Annotated in this window: 32 protein-coding genes and 2 tRNA genes; 33 read left to right on the top strand and 1 reads right to left on the bottom strand. The window is 32.3% G+C overall.

Translation table 11 applies throughout. The annotated features are described in order from the left end of the window. The first annotated feature begins 1 nt into the window (after position 1). From COX95_00755 to COX95_00620, 28 genes are all read left to right on the top strand, one after another. The gene (locus COX95_00755) at positions 2-625 is read left to right on the top strand and encodes a 30S ribosomal protein S3 (protein ID PIZ86588.1); all 624 of its coding nucleotides are present in this window, start codon (positions 2-4) and stop codon (positions 623-625) included. Between the two features lie 15 nt (positions 626-640). Further along, complete coding sequence (locus tag COX95_00750) at positions 641-1,054, top strand: 50S ribosomal protein L16 (GenBank protein PIZ86587.1); 414 nt, start codon at positions 641-643, stop codon at positions 1,052-1,054. After that, positions 1,054-1,287 (top strand): 50S ribosomal protein L29, encoded by a 234-nt coding sequence (gene rpmC, locus COX95_00745; protein ID PIZ86586.1) that lies wholly within the window; start codon positions 1,054-1,056, stop codon positions 1,285-1,287. Before COX95_00750 ends, rpmC begins: the two co-directional genes overlap by 1 nt. Then, a complete protein-coding gene (locus COX95_00740; GenBank protein ID PIZ86585.1) occupies positions 1,277-1,549 on the top strand; it encodes a 30S ribosomal protein S17 in 273 nt (90 codons plus the stop codon). Before rpmC ends, COX95_00740 begins: the two co-directional genes overlap by 11 nt. After that, positions 1,546-1,914, top strand: coding sequence for a 50S ribosomal protein L14 (locus COX95_00735; GenBank protein PIZ86584.1), 369 nt, complete (start codon positions 1,546-1,548; stop codon positions 1,912-1,914). The genes COX95_00740 and COX95_00735 overlap by 4 nt, the downstream gene beginning before the upstream one ends. Before the next feature lies 1 nt (position 1,915). After that, entirely contained in the window at positions 1,916-2,221 is a 306-nt protein-coding gene (locus COX95_00730; GenBank protein ID PIZ86583.1) for a 50S ribosomal protein L24, read from the top strand. After that, positions 2,221-2,763, top strand: a complete 543-nt coding sequence (locus COX95_00725; protein ID PIZ86582.1) for a 50S ribosomal protein L5 — start codon at positions 2,221-2,223, stop codon at positions 2,761-2,763. Before COX95_00730 ends, COX95_00725 begins: the two co-directional genes overlap by 1 nt. A gap of 12 nt (positions 2,764-2,775) precedes the next feature. Next, positions 2,776-2,961, top strand: a complete 186-nt coding sequence (locus COX95_00720) for a type Z 30S ribosomal protein S14 (GenBank protein ID PIZ86581.1) — start codon at positions 2,776-2,778, stop codon at positions 2,959-2,961. Between the two features lie 21 nt (positions 2,962-2,982). Then, complete coding sequence (locus tag COX95_00715; GenBank protein PIZ86580.1) at positions 2,983-3,378, top strand: 30S ribosomal protein S8; 396 nt, start codon at positions 2,983-2,985, stop codon at positions 3,376-3,378. A gap of 14 nt (positions 3,379-3,392) precedes the next feature. After that, a complete protein-coding gene (locus tag COX95_00710) occupies positions 3,393-3,941 on the top strand; it encodes a 50S ribosomal protein L6 (GenBank protein ID PIZ86579.1) in 549 nt (182 codons plus the stop codon). Positions 3,942-3,961: 20 nt separating this feature from the next. Next, positions 3,962-4,297 carry a 50S ribosomal protein L18 gene (locus tag COX95_00705; protein PIZ86578.1) on the top strand — a complete coding sequence of 112 codons (336 nt, stop codon included), beginning with the start codon at positions 3,962-3,964 and terminating at the stop codon, positions 4,295-4,297. Positions 4,298-4,318: 21 nt separating this feature from the next. Next, a complete protein-coding gene (locus COX95_00700) occupies positions 4,319-4,957 on the top strand; it encodes a 30S ribosomal protein S5 (protein PIZ86603.1) in 639 nt (212 codons plus the stop codon). Further along, a complete protein-coding gene (locus tag COX95_00695; protein ID PIZ86577.1) occupies positions 4,954-5,382 on the top strand; it encodes a 50S ribosomal protein L15 in 429 nt (142 codons plus the stop codon). The genes COX95_00700 and COX95_00695 overlap by 4 nt, the downstream gene beginning before the upstream one ends. Continuing rightward, the gene (locus COX95_00690; GenBank protein ID PIZ86576.1) at positions 5,383-6,666 is read left to right on the top strand and encodes a preprotein translocase subunit SecY; all 1,284 of its coding nucleotides are present in this window, start codon (positions 5,383-5,385) and stop codon (positions 6,664-6,666) included. Next, positions 6,653-7,300 (top strand): hypothetical protein, encoded by a 648-nt coding sequence (locus COX95_00685; GenBank protein PIZ86575.1) that lies wholly within the window; start codon positions 6,653-6,655, stop codon positions 7,298-7,300. The genes COX95_00690 and COX95_00685 overlap by 14 nt, the downstream gene beginning before the upstream one ends. After that, positions 7,297-8,049, top strand: a complete 753-nt coding sequence (gene map / locus COX95_00680) for a type I methionyl aminopeptidase (GenBank protein PIZ86574.1) — start codon at positions 7,297-7,299, stop codon at positions 8,047-8,049. Before COX95_00685 ends, map begins: the two co-directional genes overlap by 4 nt. Before the next feature lie 48 nt (positions 8,050-8,097). Then, positions 8,098-8,346 (top strand): translation initiation factor IF-1, encoded by a 249-nt coding sequence (locus tag COX95_00675; GenBank protein PIZ86602.1) that lies wholly within the window; start codon positions 8,098-8,100, stop codon positions 8,344-8,346. An 8-nt stretch (positions 8,347-8,354) separates the two neighbouring features. Beyond that, positions 8,355-8,468 carry a 50S ribosomal protein L36 gene (rpmJ, locus tag COX95_00670; protein ID PIZ86573.1) on the top strand — a complete coding sequence of 38 codons (114 nt, stop codon included), beginning with the start codon at positions 8,355-8,357 and terminating at the stop codon, positions 8,466-8,468. Positions 8,469-8,485: 17 nt separating this feature from the next. Further along, positions 8,486-8,872, top strand: a complete 387-nt coding sequence (locus COX95_00665; GenBank protein PIZ86572.1) for a 30S ribosomal protein S13 — start codon at positions 8,486-8,488, stop codon at positions 8,870-8,872. Positions 8,873-8,906: 34 nt separating this feature from the next. Further along, positions 8,907-9,302 (top strand): 30S ribosomal protein S11, encoded by a 396-nt coding sequence (locus tag COX95_00660; GenBank protein PIZ86571.1) that lies wholly within the window; start codon positions 8,907-8,909, stop codon positions 9,300-9,302. Between the two features lie 23 nt (positions 9,303-9,325). Next, a complete protein-coding gene (locus tag COX95_00655; protein PIZ86570.1) occupies positions 9,326-9,949 on the top strand; it encodes a 30S ribosomal protein S4 in 624 nt (207 codons plus the stop codon). A gap of 37 nt (positions 9,950-9,986) precedes the next feature. Further along, positions 9,987-10,916 (top strand): DNA-directed RNA polymerase subunit alpha, encoded by a 930-nt coding sequence (locus COX95_00650; protein ID PIZ86569.1) that lies wholly within the window; start codon positions 9,987-9,989, stop codon positions 10,914-10,916. Between the two features lie 21 nt (positions 10,917-10,937). Then, positions 10,938-11,273 (top strand): 50S ribosomal protein L17, encoded by a 336-nt coding sequence (locus COX95_00645; protein PIZ86568.1) that lies wholly within the window; start codon positions 10,938-10,940, stop codon positions 11,271-11,273. A 4-nt stretch (positions 11,274-11,277) separates the two neighbouring features. Beyond that, positions 11,278-11,706 (top strand): 50S ribosomal protein L13, encoded by a 429-nt coding sequence (locus COX95_00640; GenBank protein ID PIZ86567.1) that lies wholly within the window; start codon positions 11,278-11,280, stop codon positions 11,704-11,706. 5 nt (positions 11,707-11,711) lie between these two features. Then, positions 11,712-12,119, top strand: a complete 408-nt coding sequence (locus COX95_00635; protein PIZ86566.1) for a 30S ribosomal protein S9 — start codon at positions 11,712-11,714, stop codon at positions 12,117-12,119. A gap of 12 nt (positions 12,120-12,131) precedes the next feature. Then, positions 12,132-12,974: a TIGR00159 family protein gene (locus COX95_00630; protein ID PIZ86565.1), complete on the top strand. Its 843-nt coding sequence runs from the start codon at positions 12,132-12,134 to the stop codon at positions 12,972-12,974. A gap of 886 nt (positions 12,975-13,860) precedes the next feature. Next, a complete protein-coding gene (locus COX95_00625; GenBank protein ID PIZ86564.1) occupies positions 13,861-14,217 on the top strand; it encodes a hypothetical protein in 357 nt (118 codons plus the stop codon). Positions 14,218-14,220: 3 nt separating this feature from the next. Beyond that, positions 14,221-15,150 (top strand): RluA family pseudouridine synthase, encoded by a 930-nt coding sequence (locus tag COX95_00620; protein PIZ86563.1) that lies wholly within the window; start codon positions 14,221-14,223, stop codon positions 15,148-15,150. Positions 15,151-15,206: 56 nt separating this feature from the next. On the opposite strand, the gene COX95_00615 is transcribed toward COX95_00620, so the two are convergent. Beyond that, a complete protein-coding gene (locus COX95_00615; protein PIZ86562.1) occupies positions 15,207-15,476 on the bottom strand; it encodes a zinc-binding protein in 270 nt (89 codons plus the stop codon). A gap of 143 nt (positions 15,477-15,619) precedes the next feature. Between COX95_00615 and COX95_00610 the strand changes: the two genes are divergently transcribed. The 5 genes from COX95_00610 (at position 15,620) to COX95_00590 (ending at position 18,381) form a co-directional block, all read left to right on the top strand. Further along, positions 15,620-16,621, top strand: a complete 1,002-nt coding sequence (locus COX95_00610) for a hypothetical protein (protein ID PIZ86561.1) — start codon at positions 15,620-15,622, stop codon at positions 16,619-16,621. Then, positions 16,618-17,388: a stage 0 sporulation protein gene (locus COX95_00605; GenBank protein ID PIZ86560.1), complete on the top strand. Its 771-nt coding sequence runs from the start codon at positions 16,618-16,620 to the stop codon at positions 17,386-17,388. The genes COX95_00610 and COX95_00605 overlap by 4 nt, the downstream gene beginning before the upstream one ends. Positions 17,389-17,390: 2 nt before the next feature. Beyond that, positions 17,391-18,128 carry a hypothetical protein gene (locus COX95_00600; GenBank protein ID PIZ86559.1) on the top strand — a complete coding sequence of 246 codons (738 nt, stop codon included), beginning with the start codon at positions 17,391-17,393 and terminating at the stop codon, positions 18,126-18,128. A gap of 79 nt (positions 18,129-18,207) precedes the next feature. Further along, positions 18,208-18,283, top strand: a tRNA-Thr gene (locus tag COX95_00595). A 15-nt stretch (positions 18,284-18,298) separates the two neighbouring features. After that, a tRNA-Tyr gene (locus COX95_00590) sits at positions 18,299-18,381 on the top strand.

Raw genomic sequence — 18,381 nt, 5'->3', positions numbered from 1 at the left:
AATGGGTCATAAGGTTAGTCCAATTAGTTTAAGAATAACTGTTAGCAAAGACTGGAGAGCTAAGTGGTTTTCTGAAAAGAAATTTGCTGAATTTTTAACAGAAGATTTCAAAATCCGTGATATTATTTTAAAGAAGTGGGCAAAAAAAGGAATAGCAGAAATTAATATTAATAGGGATGTAAATCTTATAAAAGTAACTGCAAAAACCTCTAAACCAGGTCTTATTATAGGAAGAGGTGGAGCCGGCATAGATGAGATGAAAAGAGAACTTGAAAAAACAATAAATGGAAAAGTTGAAATATCTATAGAGGAAGTTAAGAATGCAGATATTCATGCAGCTTTAATCGCCGAAGGTATAGCAACCGCTTTAGAAAAGAAAATTTCTTTTAGAAGGGTTATGAAGCAATTCTTAGAAAGAATAAAAAAAGCGGGTGCTAAAGGAGCCAAAATATCAGTTTCCGGAAGATTAAATGGAGTTGAAATGGCAAGAAGAGAATGGGTTTCATTCGGTAAAATACCCCTACAGACTTTAAGAGCGGATATTGATTACGCTACAGGAAGATCTTATACAACTTATGGAGTTATTGGGGTAAAGGTTTGGATCTATCGAGGAGAAAAGTTCTAAATAAAGAGTACCATTATGTTAATGCCAAGAAAATTAAAATACAGAAAAGAGCACAGGGGAAAAAGAGCAGGTAAGGCTACTCGCGGATTTATGTTAGAATTTGGTAGCTATGGTATTAAAGCTCTTGAGTCAGCATGGATTACATCTAGACAGATTGAGGCTGCAAGAAGAGCAATGACTAGATATATCAAAAGAGGCGGTAAAATATGGATTAATATATTTCCTGCAAAACCAGTAACAAAAACTGGAGCTGAAACAAGAATGGGAGGCGGTAAGGGTGCATTAGACCACTTTGTAGCGGTCGTTAAGCCGGGGAGAATAATATTTGAGATGGATGGCGTGCCTAAAAATGTTGCTTCTGAAGCCTTAAAACTGGCTGCTGACAAGTTGCCCATAAAAACGAAAATTGTTTTCAAAGAGGAAGAATAATGAAAAGCCAAGTAAAAGAATTAGCAAAAAAACAAATAAAGGATTTATATAAAGAATTAGACGAATCAAGAAAAAAACTTGTTGATATGAAATTTCAGCTTGCTCAAGGTAAATTAAAAAACCATAGAGAAGTATTCAATACAAAAAAGAAAATTGCAAGAATTTTAACTATAATTTCAGCAAAACAATGGGAAGATTTTGGGAAAAACCAGGAGAAAAAAGATGGAAAATAAAAAAGAATTAAATAAAAAAACACGAAAATTAGTTGGTATAGTGGTTTCGGATAAAATGGATAAAACTGTTGTGGTAAGAACAGAAAGCTTCAAAAAGCATCCAGTATATAAGAAAAGATATAAAGTTGCTAAAAGATACAAAGCTCATGATCCCGAGAATACTTATAAAGTTGGTGATGTTGTTGTTATTGTAGAGTCTAAACCTATAAGCAAAGACAAGAAGTGGGCTGTAGTTGGGAAAAAAGAGGAGGAGAAGAAATGATCAGCGTTGGAACACGATTAAGGGTTGCTGATAATACTGGGGCAAAAAATCTTGCTGTCATTAGAATCCTTGGCGGTACAAGACATCGTTATGCTTATTTAGGCGATATAGTAATTTCTTCTGTAAAATCTGCTTCTCCTAGAGGGGTCGTGAAGAAAAAAGATATTGTAAGAGTTGTTATTGCTCGAACAAGAAAAGAACAGAAAAGAGCAGATGGATCGACTGTAAGGTTTGATGATAATGCAGGCGTTATCGTTGATAAGGATGGTAATCCAAGAGGCAGTAGAATTTTTGGTCCGATTCCAAGAGAACTAAAAGATAGGGGTTATAACAAAATAATCTCTCAAGCAGCGGAGGTAGTTTAAGATGAAAATAAAGAAAAACGATACCGTATTAATAATTGCCGGTAAAGACAATGGTAAAACTGGAAAAGTTGAAAAAGTTTTTCCTGAAAAAGGTAAAGTTATTGTAGGTGGAATGAATATGAGAAAGAAGCACTTAAAACCTACAAAAAAAAGCCCTAAAGGCGGTTTAACTGAATTTCCTGGTCCAATGAATATATCGAATGTCATGCTTTTGTGTGGAAAATGTAATAAACCGACCAGAATAGGTTATGAAATAATAAAAGACAAGAAAGAAAGGAAATGTAAGAAATGCAAGGAAATAGTCTGATGCCGAGATTGAAAGAAGAATACAAAAAGAAGATTATACCATCTTTTTTGAAGGATCCCCGATTCAAAAATATTTTTCAGGTTCCCAGAATTGAGAAGATAGTTATTAATACTTCTATAGGTAAAAATATTGAAAACTCAAAACTTTTACCTCGTGCAGCTGATATTTTAGCAAATATTTCCGGACAGAAGGCGATTATTACGAAAGCAAAAAAATCTATTGCGGCATTTAAACTTAGAGAAGGTATGCCCATAGGAGCTAAAATAACTCTTAGAAATAATATAATGTATGAATTTTTTGATAGGCTTATATCAGTTGCCTTACCGAGAGTCAGGGATTTTAGAGGATTGAGTGATAAAGCATTTGATGGAAAAGGTAATTACACTTTAGGCATAAAAGAGATTACTATTTTTCCAGAAGCGGTTAGCGAAGAATCTAATTTTGGGTTAGAGATAAGTATTGTGATAAGCACAAAGAATGATAAGGATGCAAAAAAACTTTTAGAAGAATTTGGATTTCCTTTTAAGAAATCTTCAAAATAAGGAGCATTATTAATGGCTAAAAAATCTTTAGTATTGAAAGCAGAAAAAAAGCCAAAATATTCAACAAGAAAAGTAAATCGCTGTGTAATTTGCGGTCGGTCGCGTGGGTTTTTAAGTAAATTTCATTTATGCAGAATTTGCTTTAGAGAAAAGGCAAATAAAGGAGAAATACCTGGAGTTACTAAAAGCTCTTGGTAAGCAGGACTTACGGAGGAAAAAATGGTATTAACTGATCCAATCAGTGAAATGATAACAATAATAAGAAATGGTTTAGCTTCTGGGAAGAAGGAAGTTTCTATTTGGGATTCAAAGATGAAGCAAGAGATACTGGAAATATTGAAAAAAGAAAAGTTTATAGAAAATGTCAAGAAAGATAAAAATCAAGGTAAAGATTGTCTTTTGGTTACTCTTAGATATATTAATAGTTATCCAGCGATTAATATTATCAAGAGAATCAGCAAGCCAGGCAGAAGGGTTTATATCGATAAAATGCATATTCCAAATATTAAAAGGGGCAAGGGTCGAGTTATTATTTCTACTTCAAAAGGTATTTTAACGGATACTCAGGCTAAGGAAAAGGGAGTAGGTGGAGAATTATTGCTAGAAGTTTGGTAGATATAGGAGAAATTATGTCTAATGTTGGTAAAGTTCAAATAAAAATTCCAGAAGATGTAAATATAGAATTACATGACACTTTGATTAAAGTAAAAGGATTGAAGGGTGAGCTATCGCGTGAATTGCCTAATGAAGTTACAGTTGTTAAAGAAGATAATATTATTAAAGTTTCTAGAAAGTCTGAAGATAAAAAAGCAAGAGAACTCCATGGTTTGATTAGAGCCTTGATATCAAATATGGTGCAGGGCGTTTCTGATGGTTTTGAAAAAAAGCTTAAAATGGTTGGTGTTGGTTATAAAGCGCAAGTAGAGGGTGATAAAATAACTTTAAATGTTGGTTTTTCTCATCCTGTAGAGATTGAAGCCCCTAAAGGTATTTCATTCAAAGTTGAAAAAAATACAATGATAACTATTTCTGGTATAGATAAAGAATTAGTGGGAAGACTTGCTGCCAAGATTAGGGCAATAAAAAAACCAGAACCTTATAAAGGCAAGGGTATAATGTATGATGGAGAAAAGATTAGAAGAAAGGCTGGTAAAGCCCTGAAATCCGCAGGAGCTTAAAAGAATGTTAGGAGTAGTATATGATTATAAATAAAAAAGAAAAAAGACAATTGAGACATAATAGGGTTAGAGCAAGATTATCTGGAACCAAAGAAAGGCCAAGGTTAAGTGCTTTTAAAAGTTCAAAATATATTTATGCTCAGTTAATAGATGATAAAAAGGGAGAGACTCTAGTATCAGCCTCGAATGCAAATGAAAAAAGCAAGTTGACAGCTCTTAGTGTTGGTGAGGAGATAGGTAAAAAAGCCTTGGATAAGAAAATAAAAGAAGTTGTTTTTGATAAAGGTGGGTTTAAATATCATGGTCAGATAAAAGAGTTGGCTGATGGAGCCAGAAAAGCGGGTTTAAAATTTTAGCGACTAAAGAGGATAAATATGATGGATGAAAATAAAGAAAAGAAAATAGAAGATAATAAAAAAGATGACGAGCTTATCAGCAACAACGATGCTGAGAAAACTTCTAAAAAAGAAGAAAATCAGGAAAAACCAGAACAAAAAGAAAAACCAGAGATCAAGAAGTTTAGAACTATAGCTCCAACAAGGCCGAGGAGAGAATCAAGGCAGGAAATAAAAAAAGAATTTGATGAGAAAGTTTTAGAAATTAGCAGAGTAGCCAGAGTTGTTAAGGGTGGTAGGAGATTTAAATTTAGGGCTACGGTTGTGATCGGCAATCATAATGGTAAGGTTGGCATAGGTCTTGGTAAGGGGTCAGAAGTAACTGTTGCAGTGAGTAAAGCCGTTGCTAAAGCCAAGAAGCATATGCTTGAAGCAAAGCTTTATGGTTCAACTATCCCATTTGATATAGAATCATCTTTTAAAAGTGCGAAAGTTTTATTAAAACCTGCGAAGAAAGGAACAGGCATTATTGCTGGTGGACCAGTAAGGGCAGTTGTAGAGTTAGCCGGTATTTCTGATATTTCTTCAAAAATGTTGGGTTCTTCTAATAAAATTAATAATGCAGTTGCGACATTTCAGGCACTAGAAAGATTAACAAAGCTAACGGAGCTAAAGAAATGAAGATAGAATTTAAATTAAGAAATAAGAAAAAGAAAAGAGTTGGACGAGGTATTTCCGCTGGTGGTGGCAAAACTGCCGGGAGAGGTACAAAGGGACAAAAATCAAGAACAGGTAAAAAGATTAGGATTGGTTTCGAAGGTGGACAAAATCCTTTAGCAAGAAGATTGCCTAAAAAAAGAGGTTTTAAGTCCACAAAAGAAAAAAATGTAGTTTTGAATGTTTCTGATTTTAATGTTTTTAAGGAAGGAACATCCGTAAACATTAATAATCTTATTGAGAAAAAGATTATTAATAAGATTCAGCCAATTAAAGTATTGGGTACAGGTAAATTGGATAAAAAGCTTAAGATTGAAGCTAATTTTTTTTCAGAGCAAGCAAAGGATAAAATCAAAAAAGCCGGGGGAGAGGCGATAGAAATCAAATAAATGGCCGACTTTATAAAGAAAATATGGCGCAATAAGGAACTTAGGAAGAATCTTCTTATAGTTTTAGGTATTCTGATAGTTTTTAGAATAATGTCACATATACCTATTCCGGGCGTTAATCTAGATGCTTTGAAAAAATTTTTCGATTCAAACGAAGTTTTCGGTTTAATTAATGTTTTTTCTGGTGGAGCAATGAGTCAATTTTCGATTGTAACATTAGGCGTAGCGCCTTATATTAATGCTTCTATTATTATGCAGCTTTTAACGGTTGTTATGCCCAGGCTCGAGGCTTTGCAGAAAGAGGGAGAAAGAGGACAGTTTAAGATCAACCAATACACAAGATATCTAACAGTTCCATTAGCTATTGTAGAATCTTATGGTTTCATTCTTCTTTTAAGCAGGGCGAGTGGTGGAGAGCCAATAATTACTAGCTTAAGTCCGTTTTTTTTAATTTCCGCTGTAATAACTATGACCGCCGGTACGGTTTTATTGATGTGGCTAGGTGAATTAATTTCAGAAAGAGGCGTGGGGAATGGACTGTCTTTGATTATTTTTTCAGGAATTGTTGCTCAAATCCCGCAGTCAATACAACAAATATATGTAAATTATAATGCCAGTCAACTTCTAACAATAATAGGATTTGCCTTTTTAGCTCTTGCTATAATAATGGGGATTGTTGTTATTACTGAAGGCCAAAGGAAAATCCCTGTAACTTATGCTAAAAGGGTAAGGGGATTAAAAATGTATGGAGGCGTTTCAACTCATCTCCCGATAAGGGTTACCCAAGCTGGGGTTATCCCTATTATATTCGCTATGTCTTTAATGATTTTTCCTGAGGTAATCGCTAAGTTTTTATCAAATGCTAAAACCGAATTTATTGCAAATACGGCTAAAACCGTTGGATCACTATTTCAAACCGGCACATGGTTTTTTTCAATTTTTTATTTTTTATTAGTTGTAGCATTTACATATTTTTATACGTCAGTGATATTTAAGCCAGATCAAGTTGCAGAAAATATACAAAAACAGGGTGGGTTTATTCCAGGCTTAAGGCCAGGCAATCAGACCTCTGATTATTTGAGAAGGGTAGTAAATAGAATTACTTTAGCTGGCGCTGTATTTTTTGGTGTAGTTGCAGTCTTACCTTTTATCATGCAGCAATTTACAGGTATAAAATCATTGGTGATTGGAGGAACAGGCCTTTTGATTGTAGTTAGTGTAGCTATTGAATTTATGAAACAAATAGAAGCCCAATTAGTTATGAAGAGTTATGAAAACTATTAAAAAACCGTTAACTTTAATATTTTTAGGTCTGCAAGGATCAGGTAAAGGCACACAAGCCTATATTTTAAGAGAAAAATATGGTTTTGAGATTCTAGATACCGGGAATATATTACGTCACATGATTATTAACAAGATAGGACCTTTAAAAATCATCAAAACAATAGAAAAAGGCAACTTAGTTCCGCCTATGACTACTAATAAAATTATAGATAAAGCAATATCAAAGGTATCAACAAAAACATCATTAATTATTGATGGATTTCCCAGAACACCAATGCAAATATATCATCTTAACAAAATTTTAAATAAAACAAAGAGGATTGACAATTATTTTGCTATCTACTTAAAGATTAGTAAAAAAACGGCTATAAAGAGAGTTGAAAACAGATGGAGTTGCAGTTCTTGCGGCACAGTTTATGTTAAGAATATTGGGCGATGTACATCTTGTAATGGCCTAATTGCTAAAAGAAAAGATGATTCATTTCAATATATTCAAAAAAGACTGCATAATGTTTCTAAATTTCTGGATAAAGTAGCCGATTACTATAAGAAAAGAAACAAATTAATAGAAATTAACGCCGAGAGGCCAATTCAAGAAATATCAAAGGATATAATCGCAAGAATTAATATATGATAAATATAAAAGATCAAAAACAAATAAAAATCATGCGAGAAGGCGGGGAAATACTCAAAAAAGTTATGGATGCTTTGAAAGAAGAAGTTAAGCCAGGAATTTCTACTGAATATTTAGATGAATTAGCTAGTCAATTGATTAAAAAATATGACGCTAATCCTTCATTCCTGAATTATCAAGGTTATCCAAAATCTATTTGTACATCTATAAATAATGAAGTTGTTCATGGCATTCCTAGCAGTAATAGAATTCTTAAAGAAGGTGATATTTTAAGTCTTGATATTGGTATATTTTATAAAGGTTATCATACGGATGCCGCGTTGACATTACCGGTGGGTAATATTTCAGAAGAGAACAGAAAATTAATCAATATTGCCAAGAATAGTTTATTATCCGGCTTGAAAAAAGTAAAAGAAGGCAATAGAATTGGTGATATATCTTACGAGATTCAAAAATCAGTAGAGGAAAAAGGTTATTCGGTTGTAAAAAGTTGTACAGGACATGGTATAGGGAGGGATTTACATGAGGATCCGGCTATTCCTAATTTTGGGAAAGCGGATTACGGTCCTTATTTAAAAGAAGGAATGACATTAGCAATTGAACCAATGGTTAACGAAGGTGACTTTCAAGTACAAACAGATGATGATGGTTGGACTATTAGAACCTGTGATGGAAAGAATTCGGCTCACTTTGAGTTTACTGTTTTAGTATTAAGGAAAGGTTATGAAAACTTAACACCAATAAGCTAGTTTTAGGTATTGTAAAAAGCTAATAATATATATATAATTATGGTTTATATGAAAAAAAATGAAAGTCCAAAAAATAATAAAAAAGAAGTTATAGAATTAAAAGGTAAGATAATCGAAACATTGCCAAATGCGATGTTTAGAGTTGAATTAGAAAATGGTCATGAAATTCTAGCTCATATTTCTGGCAGAATGAGAATGCATTATATAAAAATATTGCCGGGAGATGAAGTTACTATAGAAATGACCCCATATGATTTGAGTAAAGGAAGAATTATCTATAGGCATAAAAAAATCTAGAGGGAAAAATGAAAGTAAGGGCATCGGTCAAGAAAATTTGCGCAAAATGTAAAATAATTCATAGAAAAGGTGTATTAAGGGTTATTTGTGAAACCCCAAAACATAAACAAAGACAAGGTTAATTAAGGAAAGGTGTAATATGATAAGGATTGCAGGAGTCAATCTGCCAGAAAATAAAAGAATAGAGATAGGATTAACTTATATTTACGGTATAGGTAACTCTTTGAGCAAGAAAATTTTAGCAACTGCTAATATTGATGTTAACGTAAAGGCAAAAGACTTAAAGGACAGTGAAGCTAATCTTTTAAGGGAAATTATTGAAAAAAATCATCAAGTTGAAGGTGATCTAAGGCGTAATATTTCTGAAAACGTCAAAAGATTAAAGGAAATTGGAAGTTATAGAGGAGAAAGACATAAAAAGGGTCTTCCTTCAAGAGGGCAACGCACAAAAACAAATGCTAGAACAAAGAGAGGTAGGAAGGTAACAGTTGGAAGCGGAAAAAAGCCGTCAGCTCAAAAAACATAAGAGTTTTTAAGATAACAGGAGATTAAGAAAACATATGGCTAAGAAACCTACAACAATTAAAAAAAAGAAAAAAATCAAAAAGATAGTACCTAAGGGTAAGATTTATATACAATCTACCTTTAATAACACTACCATTACATTAACTGATGAGAAAGGGAATGTGCTAAGCTGGTCATCGGCCGGTACCTTAGGATATAAAGGTACTCGTAAAAGCACACCCTATGCTGCCGGTCTAGCTGCTAAGAAAGTAGCAGAGGAAGCAAGGAATTATCAGACAGGTAAAATAGATGTTATTGTTAGAGGTGTAGGGTCAGGAAGAGAATCTGCCATTAGAGCTTTAAATTCATCAGGCATGGAAGTGCTTTCCATAAAAGATATAACACCAATTCCGCACAATGGCCCGAGGCCAAAAAAGCCAAGAAGAGTTTAGGTATTAGATAAAGGAGTATTATTGTGAGTCAAATATCGTGTACAAAATGTAGAAGGGAAGGAGAAAAGCTTTTTATAAAAGGTGAGAAGTGTTCATCTCCGAAGTGTCCACTTACGCGTAAATCTTATGGTCCTGGTCAGCATGGTAGTACATTTACCAGAAGAAGAGTCTCAGAATATGGTGAACAGCTAAGAGAGAAGCAAAAAGTAAAAAGAATTTATAATGTTAGAGAAAAGCAATTCAGAAATTATTTTAAAAAGGCTGCAAAATCAGGAGGAATAAGAGGTGAAATGTTATTAAGATTGCTGGAAAAGAGATTGAATAACGTAATATTCAGATTAGGTTTTACAGATTCACGCAGTGCCGCAAGACAAATGGTATCTCATGGCCATATTACGGTTAATGATAAAAAAGTGAACATCTCGTCATTTCAAGTAAAAATTAACGATGTTATAGCTTTATCGCCGAAATTTAAGAAAAACGATAATGTAAAAATTATTAGCGAAAGGCTTCAATTATATAAAACCCCTAGCTGGTTAAAGTTAGATGCAAAAAAAATAGAAGGTAAGGTGGTTAGCGAGCCAAAAAGAGAAGAAATGGATGCTAATATTAATGAAAGCCTTATAGTTGAGTTCTATTCTAGATAAGTAAATAAGATGCCCTGTTATAGGGCTTGGAGGTACAATGCTACAAGAAATTAATTTGCCAGAAATAAAGATTGCCAGTAAAGAAAAAAATAAAGCAACTTTTATTGTTGAACCTTTATATCCTGGATATGGTATGACTATTGGTAATGCTCTAAGAAGAGTTTTATTATCTTCTTTGGAAGGTGCAGCTCCTGTATCTATAAGGATTAAAGGTGTTTCCCATGAATTTTCTACTATACCCAATGTAAAAGAGAATGTTGTAGAAATTCTACTTAATGTTAAACAATTAAGGCTTAAATTACACAGTAACGAATCTAAGACTATTACTATAGATGTGAAAGGTGAAAAAGAAGTTAAAGCTTCTGATATTAAGGCACCTTCAGAAGTAGAAATTATTAATCCAAATCTTCACATTGCCACTCTAGACAACAACAAAGCGGAATTATCTATGGAAATTGAAGTTGATAAAGGCAGGGGATACGAAACAATTGATAAAAGAGAGGGCGTAAAGGCTAAAATTGGAACAATTGCATTAGACTCAGTTTATAGTCCTGTAAAAAAAGTAAGATATGACGTAAGTACTGCCAGATTAGGAAAAGTTATTAATATGGATAAATTAACTATTGATATAGAAACAGATGGGACAATTGGGTCAGATGAAGCAATAAAACAAGCAAGTTTTATATTAATAGATCATTTTAATATTCTATCAGCCCAAAAATCAATTAAGAGTGAGAAAAAAGAAGAGAAGAAAGTTCAGCCAAAAAAAGAAGTAGATAGTGTTGAGATAGAAGAATTAGATTTGCCTGCCAGAGCAATGAATGCTTTTTTAGCAAATAATATTAAAACCGTTGGCGATGCTTTAAAGATTGGGGTAGAAAACCTTTCCAAGTTAAAAGGGTTAGGCAAAAAAGCGGTTGAAGAATTAAATAAAAAGCTTAAAGACTTAGACACAGAGTTAAAATAATATTTTTTCAGGAGTTTTAGAATGAGGAAAATAAGAAAGAGAATAGAGACTGATAAACATGTAATCAAGAATTTGGTTTCTTCTTTGATAATATATGAGAAAATCAAAACGACCGAAAGTAAGGCTAAGCTCATTAGACCGGTAGCAGAAAAGATTATCACCAGATCAAAGAATGATACACTTGCTAACAGAAGGTATATATTTAGTCATCTTCCCCAAAAAGAAGCTGCAAAAAAGGTCATTGAAGAGCTTTCTAAGCGCTATAAAGACAGACCAGGCGGCTATACTAGGATTATAAAATTAGGTCAAAGAAGCGGAGATGCCGCAAAAGTATCAGAAATAAGTTTAGTAGAGTAAAAATATGTTAAAAAATAATAATCAAATTAAAAGAGAATGGTATATAATAGACGCGAAAGATCATATTTTGGGCAGATTAGCATCCAAAGTCGCTAATGTTTTATATGGTAAAACCAAAGTAAATTTCATTCCAAATCAGGACATGGGTGATTACGTTATTGTTATTAACGCTAAAGATATTAAAACTACCGGTAATAAAACCGAACAAAAGATATATTACAGACATACAGGCTATCCTGGCGGTATAAAAAGCGAAGTTCTTAAAGATTTATTAAAAAGAGACGCTACTCAGGTTATTCAAAAGGCAGTTAAAGGAATGCTGCCGAAAAATAAGATATCAGTATCCGCAATAAAGAGATTAAAGGTATATGTGGATGAAAATTATGATAAATCGTATAAAGGGTTGAAAGAATTAAAACTTGATAGGAGTTAAATATAATGCAAGAAACGAAAGAGAAATTTATACAAAAGACAGGAAGAAGAAAAACCGCCATTGTCAGAGTTAGATTGTTAAAACCAGGGAAAGGGCATATTATTGTTAACGAACAACCAGTAGACCATTATTTTAGTGATATATATAGGGCAGAAAATCATATTTTAAAGCCTTTAATTCTAGTAGGTTTAGATAAAAAGTTTGATCTTTCTATAAAAGTTGAAGGCGGAGGAAAGAACGCTCAAATTGATGCAATCAAACTAGCTATAGCAAGGACAATTATAAGTTATGACGAGAAATACAAAACAACTCTTAAAAAGGAAGGTTTTTTGACTAGAGATTCTCGAATGAAAGAGAGAAAGAAATACGGCTTAAAGAGAGCACGTAAGGCCCCTCAATTCCGTAAGAGATAAAAGAGAGAAATAATGGACATATTAGAAAAACTAATAAGCACAATTAATGTAAATATATCTTTTACAGAAATAACCAAAAATCCACTATTTATAGTGGATTTTTTGATAGTTTTATTGATAATTTATTGGTTCTATAAGCTTTTGAAAAATACTAGAGCAGTACGCATATTTTATGGTTTTGTTTTTTTATTTATAGCCATGTTCTTAAGCTCAATTTTTCACTTATACATACTCAATTGGGTTTTAAGGATTATGCTAACAGTCCTGCTGGTTGCTATACCTGTAGTTTTTCAGCCAGAATTAAGGAATACTCTAGAAAAGATCGGTAGGACAGGTTTTAAGGCAAAAAGCTTTAAAGATATTACTACTCAAGAGTTTTTAAATTCTATTCTTGGGGCAATTGCCAAAATGATAGTAAATAAAATCGGCGGTATTATAGTAATTCAGAGAAAGACTGGGCTTGGTGAATATATAGAAACAGGCGTTATTTTAGATGCATTAATTTCTAAAGAATTAATAATTAGTTGTTTTAATGATGACAGTCCTTTGCATGATGGGGCCATGATAATCTCCAATGGTAAAATTTCTGGTGCCTCATGTGTCTTGCCGCTGTCAGAAAATAATTCTTTATCCGGGCTAGGTACAAGACATAAAGCAGGTGTAGGATTATCAGAACAGACTGATGCGGTTGTAATAATTATCTCTGGTAAAAACGGTAATATTTCATTAGCGGTAGATGGTGTTATTTTAGAAAACATACATTTTAATGACCTGGAAAATAAATTAAGAAAAATATTTATAGATGATAATTCAAAAAAAATGGGAATCAGCAATTATTTTAGAATAGGACAATAAACTTGTTCATTATTATATAGGCTCAGAAAAATCTAGAAAGTTATTTTCTAGATTTTTTTATGATTATTATATTGTACAAATATTATGTTCATTGACGATTAAATTCAGTCTCAAATAAGCTAATAAACATATTATTTGAATGTTTATATTAACTTATAATATTCTTATTTTCCCAATAGAAAATTTATAATTAAGTATATGAATATATCAATTTATAACTAAATAAATTTATATAAAAATAGATTAATAATAAGGTCAAAACAATCTTAGTTTTTGGAGTATAGCTTATCTTCAGGCTTGCTATTATAGAGCTGGCTATTGACAAAGAGTAAACTATATGATATAATGTTTCTATAGTAAAAATACTTTAAAATCTCTATATAAATTTCCTTATCTGTAGAATGGTAGTGAAATTCCAATCACAAGCTTCCCCCTGTTTGTGATTGGCTTTCTCTACCATTCAAAACGGGTGCCCATTCCACCAGTTTAAATGTAGTGGTTGGCACTGTGGTAATTAAATAATAATTGCTAGAGTGCTAACTGCTACCCAACCAGAGAGAGGTAGGGAAAACGCAAAGAATGGGTTTGTGTGCCACGCTCTTAAATGTTTATCTAATTACTGTTTAAGGGGAACCCGAAAACGGTTTTAGAAGACTAAAAGAGTTTTCAAAAAGGCACGGCAAACGCCAATAATTACAAAGAAAGGGGCGAATTTGCGACAGTGCCTTTTCTTATATCTAAAAAAAGAACAACTAATTTGTTCAATCATAATTTTATTAAATATTTATAATATTATTAACAAAGAGAAATAGAATAAATAGAAGTACTTGAAAAAAGCGAATCATTTCTTTAAAATTCTTATAAGACTAACATTTAAAGGAGCATTATGTTAAACAAAGATTTTATAAATGAAAGACAAAAAGATTTATCAGAACAAAAAGAAAGATTAGAAAAAGAACTATCTGGTATTGCTACCAAAGATCATGGACAGTATCATCCAAAATTTTCTAACCTTGGTGACCTTGAAGAACAGAATGAGCTAGAAGTAGAAGAATATGATGAAAGCATTGATGCTGAAAAAAATATTAATAAATTGCTCAATGATACAGTCGATGTGCTTGAGAGAATTGAAAAAGGAAATTACGGGTACTGCACTAATTGTAAAAAAGAAATAGGTCTCGAAAGACTTAAGGCTTATCCGGCTGCAGAACTATGTATTAAATGTAGTAAAGAAAATGAATAATATATGTACTTCAAAAAATATGTTGAAAAAGAAGATGCTGAAGTAAGATTAGACAAAATATTAGCTAAATATTTTAATCAGTTTTCTAGATCATATATAAAGTACTTAATAGATAATCATCGCGTTAAAGTAAATAACAAAGAAGAAAAGCCTTCCTTCAATTTAAAGGAAGGTGATTTTATTATGCTTAACACTTTTAAGCAAGAGCAATATCTCAAATCTAAAATTAAGCTTAAAATTATTTACCAAGATAATGATCTTTTAGTAATAGATAAACCGGCAGGGTTATCTGCTCATCCTAACGAAAAATCATTAAAGCTTAGAGAAGAAGTAACTTTACTGGATATATTAGTTAGGGATTTTCCGAAAATTAAGAAGATGGAAGGTAAAAGACCCGGCATCGTTCATCGCCTAGATAAAGAAACTTCAGGATTAATGATAGTAGCTTTAAATAAAAAGTCTTATGAAGTATTAAAAAAGCAGTTTCAGGCTAGGGAAGTTAAAAAAATATATAAATCTCTTTTATTAGGCAGATTAAAGCCCAGAGAGGGTGCTATTGAGGCATCAATAGGGCGGAGTTACAAGGATAGGTCAAAAATGTCTGTTGTTGGCCGCAATGAAGGCAAAGCCGCTATTACGGAATATAAAGCGGTTGAATATCTTTTAGGTAATAATAATTCATACTCATTATTGGATATATACCCAATTACTGGACGTACACATCAAATCAGGGTTCATTTTTCATCTATTGGTCATCCTGTTGTTGGAGATAAGATTTATGGGAAAAAAAGAAAGATAAATGGTTTGAATCGACAATTTCTCCATGCTTATTCTATTGAATTTACCTTGCCCAGTGGTCGGCGTAGAAAGTTTAAATCTGAGCTGCCTGAAGACTTAAAATCTTTTCTAAACAAGTTAGCAATAGCGGAATAATTAAAAAGACCCTCTGATTAGAGAGCCTTCTTAAAACAAAGAAAGGGACAAATTTCTTATTTTTTATTATCTAAATTAAAACAATCAAAGCAAAGAACGGGTTTTTCTTTCGGATTAAATGTTACATGAAATGATTTTTTACACTTTGAACATTCAATCGGATAGGTATTTTCATTAGGTCTTGTGACATTTTCTTTGCCCCGACACTTAGGACATTTTTTAGGTTCTGCAAATCCTTTTTCTTCAAAAAACTTTTGCTCGCCGCAAGGAAAAATAAACTCCTCTTCGCATTTTTCGCATTTTATAGTTTTATCTGCATACTCCATTATTATTTCCTTTAGCTTTGTATAATAGCATATTTTTATAATTTTGTCCAGATTTTTGTTTATTATTTTGATCCAAGATATTGCTTGCCCACCATCGTTTATTTTGCTAAGATTAGCTTTACCATTAGGAGTGTTAATATTAAATGAAAAGCGATACCAAAATAGATTTTAAGCTATCCGACTGGGATATTGTGGGTCATGAAAACCAGATAGAATATCTTAAGTCATCTGTTTTAAAAAATGATATAGCCCATTCTTATCTTTTTTCAGGTGAAGAAAAAATAGGGAAAAAAAGGATTGCGCTTACATTTATTAAATCTTTAATGTGTTTATCTGATTTAAGACCCTGCAACAAATGTATATCTTGCCAGCAAATAGATAAATTGATACATCCTGATGTTGCTTTTATATCCAGTACGGGTTCTATAAAAATTGAAGCAATCAGAGGCATTATATCAAAAACCAACCTAAAACCCTTTAATGCGCCTTATAAGGTAGCTATTATCAATAATGCGGAGAATCTTACAAATGAAGCGGCTAATGCGTTTCTTAAGACTCTAGAAGAGCCTCCTGGACAATCTGTGATTATCTTAATAACTAAGGATCATTCTCTATTATTGCCGACGATTATCTCCAGATTAAGGATGATTAGATTTTTTAGGGTTCCCACAAAAGACTTAGAAAAGTTAATTAATGGTGATAAAGATAAAGACTTATTATTAAAAATCGCATCCGGTAAAACAGGCAAGATTTTTGATTTAATAAATGATCCTACAAAAATTATTAAATATGAAAACTGGTTAGAGCAATTAGATGAAATTTTGTCAGGTGATAAAGTAAAAAATTTAGAATATTCTACTCAAATAGCGAAAATATATGATTCTGATCCTGAAGAAGTTATAGAAATGCTAAGATTTTGGATTTTGATCTTTAGAGATTTTCTTGATTTCAAGCATAAAGAGCCATTATTTTTTAAGCAAAATAATTTGAATTTTATGGAAACACTTAACACTGAGGTAATTATCGATATAATTAGATATATTGGGTATATAGAAAATAAAATATCCAATATAAACAGCGGTATTAACAGTAAGTTAGCTTTAGATTTAGTAATTCTTAAAATTGGAAAGATAAAAAAACTATGAAAGCAGTAGGAATTAGATTCAAAAACAATCCTAAAATATATGATTTTCTAGAAAGTGAAGAAAAAGTGGAAATCGGTGATTTAGTTATTGTAGAAACTTTGTTTGGCGAAGATGTTGGAGCAGTCGTTTATATTGATAAAAAAATAGAAAAAAATAATAAGCCGACCCAAAAAATGATAAGGAAGACGAGACCCGAGGATTTTGAAAATCAGAAACAATTCGAACAGGAAAAAGAAAAATACGAAAAAATCTTTAAGGAATGTGCGAATAAATATGAATTAGAGATGAAACTCGTAGGAACAGAGCTGTCTCTGGAAGATAAAATTATCTTTTTATTTACCGCGGAAAATAGAGTTGATTTTAGGGATCTGGTAAAGGAGCTTATCAAAAAGACAAAACGGCAAGTTAGATTAAGACAGATTGGCCCAAGAGATGAATCTCAGTATTTGGGAGGTTTTGGTCAATGTGGTCGGCAAATATGCTGCCAAAAGTTTCTAGGCACAATTGAAAGCGTTACAATGGATATGGCTAGAGATCAAAACATGGCATCTAAAGGAAGCTCCAAAATTTCAGGTTTATGCGGTCGTTTGATGTGTTGTCTTTCTTTCGAAGAAAATACCTACAAAGAAATACTTAAGAGTTTGCCTAAAATAGGTGATAAGATTAAAACAAAAGAAGGTGTCGGCAGAATTATTGGTATTAACGCATTAAAGAAAAAGGTTGAAATTGAATTATCTGAAGGAGCAAGAATGGAGGTAGATTTATAAATATGGAAGCAATTGTTGTAATAATTATCGGATCAATTTTAATAGTGTTTTTAAAAAAACTGCCCACTAACAAAGATCGGCTATCCAAGCATAGCTTACCGCAGTCGATTTCTGCACTTTTTTCAAGCTTTAAAAAACACAGCGAAGATAATAAACAACCCGAACAGACTAATGAAAAGTCAATGTTTGATTTATTGGAGGAAGATAAAAAACAAAATGCAATAGCATCAAAAGAAGAAATGTTAGAAAAAGCTGATTCACTGCTTAAAGCAAATAATCTAGATCAGGCTGAAGATTTATATATAAAAGTGCTTAAAGATAACCCCAAGAATGCAAAAAGCTATAAAGGCTTAGGTCAAATATGTTTTAAGAAAAAAGATTATAAAGATGCTCTGGAGATTTTTCAAAAATTAGTCGAAATATCATCAAAAGATTCTTCGGCTTATTGTAATTTAGGAATGTGTTATTTTAAGAAAAAAGATTTTAAAAAAGCTATAGAAAGCTACAAAAAGGCGATCAAAATTGAGAAAAAAGCATTTTATCTTAAAAACTTAGCGATTACTTATTATAGCGATGAGAATTATAAAGAAGCAGTTGAAACATTTTTTAAAGCCTTGCAGCTAGGGGATAATAACGAGAAATCAATTTTATTGATGAAAGATATGTTAAAGAAGATAAGTGATAAAAAAAGAGTCGAAAAAATTACAAAATTTATTGAAAAAATAAGCAAACAGAATTAGAAATTGAGTCTAAAAGTATTTGAAAAAGCTCTAGAAAATGTTATAATAGCATAGTTATTTTAGCCGATAAAATAACTATGCCGGGGTAGCTCAGTGGTCAGAGCAGTAGTTTTGTAAACTATTGGTCGCGAGTTCGACTCTCGCTCCCGGCTCCAGAAAAATGTATAAATGGGCAGGTACCGAAGCGGTCAAACGGGGCAGACTGTAAATCTGCTGGCATTAGCCTTCGGGGGTTCGAATCCCTCCCTGCCCA

It is taken from the genome of bacterium CG_4_10_14_0_2_um_filter_33_32 (assembly GCA_002792735.1).
GTDB lineage: Bacteria > Patescibacteriota > CPR2_A > CG2-30-33-46 > CG2-30-33-46 > CG2-30-33-46.
Note: the sequence above shows the minus strand (reverse complement) of the source record. Positions and strands in the feature narration are given on the sequence as shown.